The 7,294-nt window shown below is 70.4% G+C and carries 6 protein-coding genes; 4 read left to right on the top strand and 2 right to left on the bottom strand.

The window, feature by feature from the left end; all coding sequences use genetic code 11:
* The 3 genes from K6I34_RS27570 to K6I34_RS27560 form a co-directional block, all read left to right on the top strand.
* A partial coding sequence (locus K6I34_RS27570) for an MFS transporter (protein ID WP_308294068.1) occupies positions 1–1,660 on the top strand: 1,660 nt, incomplete at its 5' end.
* 28 nt (positions 1,661–1,688) lie between these two features.
* Positions 1,689–2,516 carry a VOC family protein gene (locus K6I34_RS27565; RefSeq protein WP_229329816.1) on the top strand — a complete coding sequence of 276 codons (828 nt, stop codon included), beginning with the start codon at positions 1,689–1,691 and terminating at the stop codon, positions 2,514–2,516.
* 93 nt (positions 2,517–2,609) lie between these two features.
* Positions 2,610–3,260 (top strand): DUF6518 family protein, encoded by a 651-nt coding sequence (locus K6I34_RS27560; RefSeq protein WP_308294067.1) that lies wholly within the window; start codon positions 2,610–2,612, stop codon positions 3,258–3,260.
* Between the two features lie 17 nt (positions 3,261–3,277).
* On the opposite strand, the gene K6I34_RS27555 is transcribed toward K6I34_RS27560, so the two are convergent.
* Both K6I34_RS27555 and K6I34_RS27550 read right to left on the bottom strand, forming a co-directional pair.
* Positions 3,278–5,587 carry an excinuclease ABC subunit UvrA gene (locus tag K6I34_RS27555; protein WP_229329812.1) on the bottom strand — a complete coding sequence of 770 codons (2,310 nt, stop codon included), beginning with the start codon at positions 5,585–5,587 and terminating at the stop codon, positions 3,278–3,280.
* Positions 5,588–5,643: 56 nt separating this feature from the next.
* Complete coding sequence (locus K6I34_RS27550) at positions 5,644–6,588, bottom strand: Gfo/Idh/MocA family protein (RefSeq protein ID WP_229329810.1); 945 nt, start codon at positions 6,586–6,588, stop codon at positions 5,644–5,646.
* A 118-nt stretch (positions 6,589–6,706) separates the two neighbouring features.
* Here K6I34_RS27550 and K6I34_RS27545 point away from each other — a divergent pair.
* On the top strand, positions 6,707–7,294 hold a 588-nt coding region (locus K6I34_RS27545; protein WP_229329808.1), incomplete at its 3' end, for a YafY family protein.

The raw sequence follows: 7,294 nt of genomic DNA, 5'->3' as shown, positions 1-7,294 counted from the left end.
CGCCCTGACCGCACTGCTGGCCGGCACGCTGATGGACGTCATCGACGTCACCATCGTCAACGTCGCCATCCCGCACCTCCAGGAAGACCTCGGCGCCTCCTACACCGCCGTGCAGTGGACGGTCGCCGGCTACGCGCTGACCTTCGCCCTGCTGCTGATCACGGGCGGGCGGCTCGGCGACATCTTCGGCCGCAAGCGCCTGTTCCTGCTCGGCATCGCCGGATTCACCGCGGCCTCGCTGCTGTGCGGCCTCGCCGTCAACGCACCCATGCTCATCGCCTCCCGCGTCGCACAGGGCGCCATGGCGGGACTGATGGTCCCGCAGGTCCTGGCCACCGTTCACGTCGCCTTCCCCCAGGGCGAGCGGGCCAAGGTCTTCGGCATCCACGGTGCGATCACCGCCGTCGGCACGATCCTGGGCCCGGTCCTGGGCGGTGTCCTCGTCCAGGCCGACCTGTTCGGCCTGTCCTGGCGGCCGATCTTCCTGATCAACCTGCCCATCGGCCTGGCCGCCCTGCTGATCGCCGCCCGGGCGATGGGCGAGTCGAAGGCCGAGCGGGCGCCACGCCTGGACCTCGTCGGCATGGCCCTGGCCGCGCTGGGTCTGCTGATGGTCATCTACCCGCTCACCGAAGGCCGTTCGCTGGGCTGGCCGGTATGGGGCTTCGTGATGATGGCCGCCGGTGCTGCCGTGCTCGCCGTCTTCGTGGTGTACCAGCGGGCCAAGTCCCGCTGCGACGACAGCCCGTTGATGCCCACCGGTCTGTTCGCGGCCCGCAGCTTCAGCGGAGGTATCGGCGTACAGCTGCTGGTGACGCTCAGCCTGAGCGTGTTCTTCCTGGCCTGGATGCTCTACCTGCAGATTGGCCTGGGCTGCAGCGCCCTGCGCGCGGGCCTGGCCGGACTGCCGTTCTCCGCCGCCGTAATGATCGGTGCCGGATTGGCCATGGGCGCGCTGGTGCCGAAGTTCGGCCGTACGGTCCTGCAGGCCGGCGCCGTCCTGATGGTCGCCGGACTGCTGCTCTTCTCCTGGCAGGTCGGAGCGGCGGGACCCTCGATCGGCTACTGGCAGATGGCCTGGCCCATGGCCGTCTTCGGCCTCGGCATGGGAATGATCGTCGCCCCGCTCACCGACACCGTCCTCACCGACGTCCCCGCCCGCGACGCGGGCTCCGCCTCCGGCGTCACCGCCACCGCCGGACAACTCGGCAGCGCCTTCGGCGCGGCCCTGGTCGCCGTCGTCTTCTTCGGCCTGCTCCCCGGCCACGCCGCGAACGACGACGTCACCGACCGGCTCCGCGGCGACCTGACCGCCACCTCCCTCGCCCCCGACCAGGCCGACCGCACGGTGAGCGCCTTCTCGGTGTGCCACCGGGACCGCGCCTCCCAGACCGACCCCGCCAGCACCCCGGCCAGCTGCACCGCCCCCGCCCTGGCCTCCGCACAGACGGACCCGCGCGCCGCTGACGCCCTGCGGCAGGCAGGAGCGCGGGCCAATGCCCACACCTACACCGACACGGTCGGCGAGACCGTCCTGTACGTCGCCGGACTCGTCACCGCCGCCCTCCTGCTGATGTTCGCCCTGCCCCGCAAGGTCCGTCCCGCAGAGCCGGGCGCGGACCAGGAGGAGACCCCTGCACCCGCCGTCACCACGGCCTGACATCCCGTATCACGAAAGGAATTCCGTCATGAGCTCCATATCCCCTGGTTCCGTCGTCTGGTTCGAGATCGGCACCGCCGGCACCGCCGCCGTGCAGGACTTCTACGGCCCCCTGCTCGGCTGGGCCTTCGAGACCGACCACGACTCCTCCACCGACGGACGCGTCTACACCCGCATCATCGCCCCCGGGGCCCCGTGGCCCATGGGCGCGATCGAGCAGGGCGGCACCGGCGGCGAGGTCATCAACCTCTCCGTCCTGTCCGCCGATGTCCACGATGATGTCGAGCGCCTGACGAAGCTGGGCGCGACCGTCCTCGTCCCGCCCACCGCGGTCGGCGACGTCACCGTCTTCGCCCGGCTCCGCGACCCGCTCGGCAACGCCTTCGCCCTCTTCTCCCGCACCACTTCGCAGCAGCTGGAAGAGAGAGCGGCGTCGACGGAGGAGCACATCGAGCAGGCCGCCTACGCGCCTGCCCCGGGCAGTTTCGCCTGGTTCGAGATCGGTACCACCGACCCGCAGGCCACCCGCGAGTTCTACGAGGCCGCGTTCGGCTGGCGGTTCGAGAAGGACGACAGCGCGGGCGGCAAGCCGTACTTCAACGTTTTCACCGGCAACCCGTTCCCCTCGGGAGGCATGTACGACCACAGCACCGGCCCGGGCGGCGCCGACTACGTGATGCCGTCCTTCCTGGTCACCGATGTTCCCGCCACGGTCACCGAGGCCACGGCCGCCGGAGCCGCGGTCGAGCACGGCCCGGACGGCAACCCTGACGGGCTCGTCTTCGCCCGGCTGAAGGACCCCCACGGCAACCGCTTCGGCCTCTTCTCCATGCCCGCCCCGCCCGCGCAGGGCTGACCACCGTGCCCCGGGGGCGGTTGCCCGGTGGTCACCGCCAGGCACCCGCCCCGGGACATCGTCAACCGTCGGATTCGGATCGGAAGGTGCGGGATGCCGATCATGGCTCCGGAAACTGCAACAGGAGAGAGCTCCGCACGGGGAGCGGCACGATCACGGTGGCCCGTGATCGCATTCGTCTCCACCATGGCGGGCCTGGCCCTGGGGGCGGCGACCAACGTGGGGCAGGGGATCCTGCCCGGAGCAACGAACCAGTTCGTCAACTCCGCCGCGGTCTGGAGCCTGGCCCCCTTCGCGGCCGGCGCTCTGCTGCCGCACCGGCGCCGCGCGGCGGTCGCCGCCGCGACTGCCGCCGTGTGCGGGGAAGTCGTGGGCTACTACGCATACGCCGAGCTCGCCCGCGGCGGGATGGGCGCCCTGCACTACACGCTGCTGTGGCTGGTGGTCGCCCTCGTGGCCGGGCCGGTGTTCGGGACCGCCGGGGCCTGGTGGCGTGAGGGACCGGGCCGACGAGCGACAGCAGGGGGCGCCGTACTCGGAGGCGTGTTCGGCGGCGAGGGCATGCACTATCTCCTCGTCCTCGGCCATGCGACGGAGGGTGTGCTGTTCCTCGTCGCCACCCTCCTCGTCCCCCTCCTGCTCGGCCGGGACACCCGGGAACGCGTGCGGGGCCTGCTCGCGCTGCTCCCCGCCACTGCCTTGCTGTACGCCTTCGGCCTGGCTCAGGACCTGGTCATGACCTGAGCCGGGCCCCGGGGACGTCAGCTGCGTGTGGCCCCGTTCAGGTCCTGCCGCAGCGCCCGCGCGGTGTGGGATGTGCGGTGCTCGAGCAACTGGGCGGGGGTTCCGGTGAACAGGATCTGTCCGCCGTGTCGGCCGCCTTCCGGGCCCATGTCGATGACCCAGTCCGCCTGTTTGACGATGTCGAGGTTGTGCTCGATGACGATGACGGTGTTGCCGTCGTCGACGAGCCGGTCCAGCAGCCGCTGGAGGGTTTCGATGTCCGCCATGTGCAGGCCGGTGGTGGGCTCGTCCATCACGTAGATGCCGCTGCGGCCGCCGAGACGTCCGGCGAGCTTCAGGCGCTGGCGTTCGCCCCCGGACAGGGTCGACAGGGGCTGCCCGAGAGTGAGGTAACCCAGCCCGACCTCCACAAGCGTCTCCAGCGCGGTCCGCACACTGTTCTCTCCCCGACCGGTGAAGAACACGCAGGCGTCCTCAGCGGTCAGCGCGAGGACGTCGGTGACCGTCCTGCCGCGCAGGGTGTGGGCGAGGGCCTCGGCGCTGTAACGCAGGCCGCGGCAGGTCTCGCACACCGTGGTGACCGGGTCGGCGAAGGCCATGTCCGCCGTGACGCTGCCCTTCCCACCGCATGCGGGGCACGCACCGGTCGAGTTGAAGCTGAACAGCCCGGCGGGCACGCCATTGGCCTCGGCGAAGAGCTTCCGCACCGTATCCATGACGCCCAGCCAGGTGGCGGGAGTGGAGCGGGAGCTGGCGCCGATGGCGCTCTGGTCGATGACGACGGCCTCGGGGTGCTGTTCGGTGAACACCTCGGATATAAGGGTGGACTTGCCCGATCCCGCGACGCCCGTCACCGCGACCAGCACTCCGGTGGGAATGTCCACACAGACGTCCTTGAGGTTGTGCAGGCTCGCGCCGGTGACGGCCAGGCACCCGGTGGGAGTACGGACGTCCGTCCTCAGCGGCAGTGTGCGGCCCAGGTGCCGGCCGGTGAGCGTACCGGCCCTGCGCAGCCGGGCCACGCTCCCCTCGAAGACCACCTGCCCACCATGCGTCCCCGCGCCCGGCCCCATGTCGACGACGTGGTCGGCCAGGGCGATGACGTCCCGGTCGTGCTCGACTATCAGCAGCGTGTTGCCCTGGTCCCGCAGCTGCGTCAGCAGCCGGCCCACCCGGTTTACATCGCGCGGGTGCAGGCCGGTGGAGGGCTCGTCGAAGATGTACGTCATGCCGGTGAGGCTGGAGCCCAGGTTGCGCACGATCTTCAGCCGCTGCCCCTCACCACCGGACAGGGAACCGGTCTCCCGGCCCAGGTGCAGATAGCCCAGCCCGATGTCCTCGATCCGTCGCAGCCCCTCGACCGCCGCCTGCGCGATCGGGGTGCCCAGCGGGTGGCCGACCTTTTCCAGGACACCGATCAGATCGGTGATCTCCATGGCCATGTGATCGGCGATGGTCAGCCCGTCGATCGTCGTCTTCAGGGCGGCCTCGTTGAGCCGGGCACCACCGCAGTCCGGGCACTCGGCATCGGCGGTGAACTCCTCCACCGCGTCCCGGGTCCGCTTCGACAGCGTGGACAGATCCCGGTTGAGGTAGAGGCGGTTGAACCGGTCGACGATGCCCTCGTAGACGACGTTCTGGGTGCCCTTGCGGGTGGCGAGCTCGATCCGCACCTCACCGTCCGCGCCGCCGTGCAGCAGCGTCCGCCACTCCTTCTTCGTGTACGAGCGCAACGGTTTGTCGTTGTCGAAGAGCCCGGAGCGGGTGAACAGCGTCCACTGCACGCCCCCGACGTTGAACAGCGGGAAGAGCAGGGCCCCGGTGTTAAGGGACTTGCTCCTGTCGAAGAACCGGTCGAGGTCGAGCTGGACGGTGCGGCCGAGTCCTTGGCAGGTGGGGCAGGCGCCGGAGGGGTCGTTGAAGGAGTACGCGGTGGACATACCCGCGGACGGCGTGCCCGCGCGGGAGAACAGCAGCCGGACCAGCGAGGCGATGTCCGTCATCGTGCCGACCGTCGAGCGGCTCCCGCCGCCGAGGGGCTTCTGGTCCACCACGATCGCGGGCGACAGATTACCGATACCGTCGGCCTCGGGCTTCTCGTACTTCGGCAGGCGGTTGCGGACGAAGGTGGGGAAGGTCTCGTTGAGCTGCCGCTGGGACTCGATGGCGATCGTGTCGAAGACCACCGAGGACTTGCCCGAACCGGACACCCCCGTGAAGACCGTGATCACCCCCTTGGGGATGGTCAGGCAGACGTCCTTGAGGTTGTGCGCACGGGCACGGGTGATGACGATGCCGTGCTCGTCGGGGGAGGGCTTATTGCTCATGGCTGTGCTCCTGCGGGCGGTGTGCCCCGGACCGGGCAGCCGGTCCGGGAAAGGGGTCAGGACCGGGCGAGGGCCCGGTCGATGTCGAGCGCCAGACGCAGCGTCTCGGTGGCCGCGCGCGGGGTGAGGAGAGCGTCTTCGGTGCCCTCCGTGACGCAGTCCAGGACGTGGTCGATGGCGGCGGTGTAGTTGTCGGCGGGGGCGAGGGTGATCTCGCGGGAGCCGGCGGTGGTGTACTCGGTCAGGTTCATGACCGGGCCGGTCCGCTCGAAGGGCCTCTCGTGCAGTTCGAGGACACCGCCGGTGAACGTGGCCTCGAAGCCGTGGGTCACGCCGTACGAGGCCGGGACCATCGACGAGGCGGTGTACTCCACGACCACGTCGTCGTACCGCAGCACCGTCTCGACCGCGGCCCGCCCGTCACCGGCGCTGACCCCGGCGGCGTGGATCTCCTGCGGCTGGCCGAGCGCGGCGACGGTGTAGTCCAGGTCGGAGAGCATCACCTCCAGCGCGAGCCGGTCCAGGCCCAGGTCGACCGGGCCCCAGATCGGGCCGGCCTTGCGGTACGAGCGCAGGCTGCGCAGCGCGCCGAGCGAGCCGTCCGCGATCACCCGGTGCAGATGCCGCACGGCCGGGTGCAGGCGCATGAACATGTCGATGAACACCTGCTTGTCGCTGGCCTCGGCGGCCCGGACGATCTCCTCGGCCTCGGCGGCCGTCGGCGCGATGGGCAGCTCGCACAGCACGTGCTTGTCCGCCGCCAGCGCCCGCAGGATGTGCTCCTTGTGCAGAGCGGTCGGCAGGCACACATCCACCACATCAACGTCCGGGTCGGCGTAGATCGCGTCCACGTCCGTGGTGGTGGCGAAGCCGAAGTTCCCGGCGAACATCGCGAGCTTCCCGGGGCTGCGCCCGTAGACCACGACCTCGGTGTCGGGACGGGCGGCGTAGACACCAGCGTGGGCGACGGCGAACCCGGTACCCAGCAGTCCGATCTTCATGGCGACACATCTCCTCAGCGATACAGGAGGAAATGATCTGATTCATCCCCTCGGCCGTATCCCACGCTAGGAGCCTTTTAGGACATAACTCGTCCGCATATGGAGTCACAGTGGAGACATGACGACCGACATGCCCGCCCGGATGCTCCGCCTGCTCGCCCTCCTCCAGACCCGCCGCGAATGGCCCGGCATGGAGCTCGCCGACCGGCTCGGCGTCACCACCCGCACCCTCCGCCGCGACATCGAGCGCCTGCGCGAGCTCGGCTATCCCGTCGACGGCACCACCGGCCGCGCCGGCGGATACCGCCTCGCCGCCGGCACCGCCATGCCGCCCCTGCTCCTGGACGACGACGAGGCCATCGCCATCGCCGTCGCGCTGCGCACCGCCACCACCAACATCAGCGGCATCGAGGAAACCGCCCTACGCGCCCTCGCCAAGCTCGAACAGGTCCTCCCCGCCCGCTTGCGCACGCAGGTCGCGGCCCTCCAGCACGCCACGACCGCACCCGTCACCTACGGCAGCGCGACCCGCACCCCGGTCGACCCGGCCACCCTGGCCCTGCTGGCGAACGCCTGCCGCGACCACGAGATCGTCACCTTCGACTACACCACCCGCCACGGCACCCCCAGCTCCCGCCGCACCGAACCCCACAGCCTCGTCCCCGCCGCGGGCCGCTGGTACCTCATCGCCTACGACACCCACAAA

Source organism: Streptomyces sp. UNOC14_S4, assembly GCF_020740835.1.
Classification (GTDB): domain Bacteria; phylum Actinomycetota; class Actinomycetes; order Streptomycetales; family Streptomycetaceae; genus Streptomyces.
Note: the sequence above shows the minus strand (reverse complement) of the source record. Positions and strands in the feature narration are given on the sequence as shown.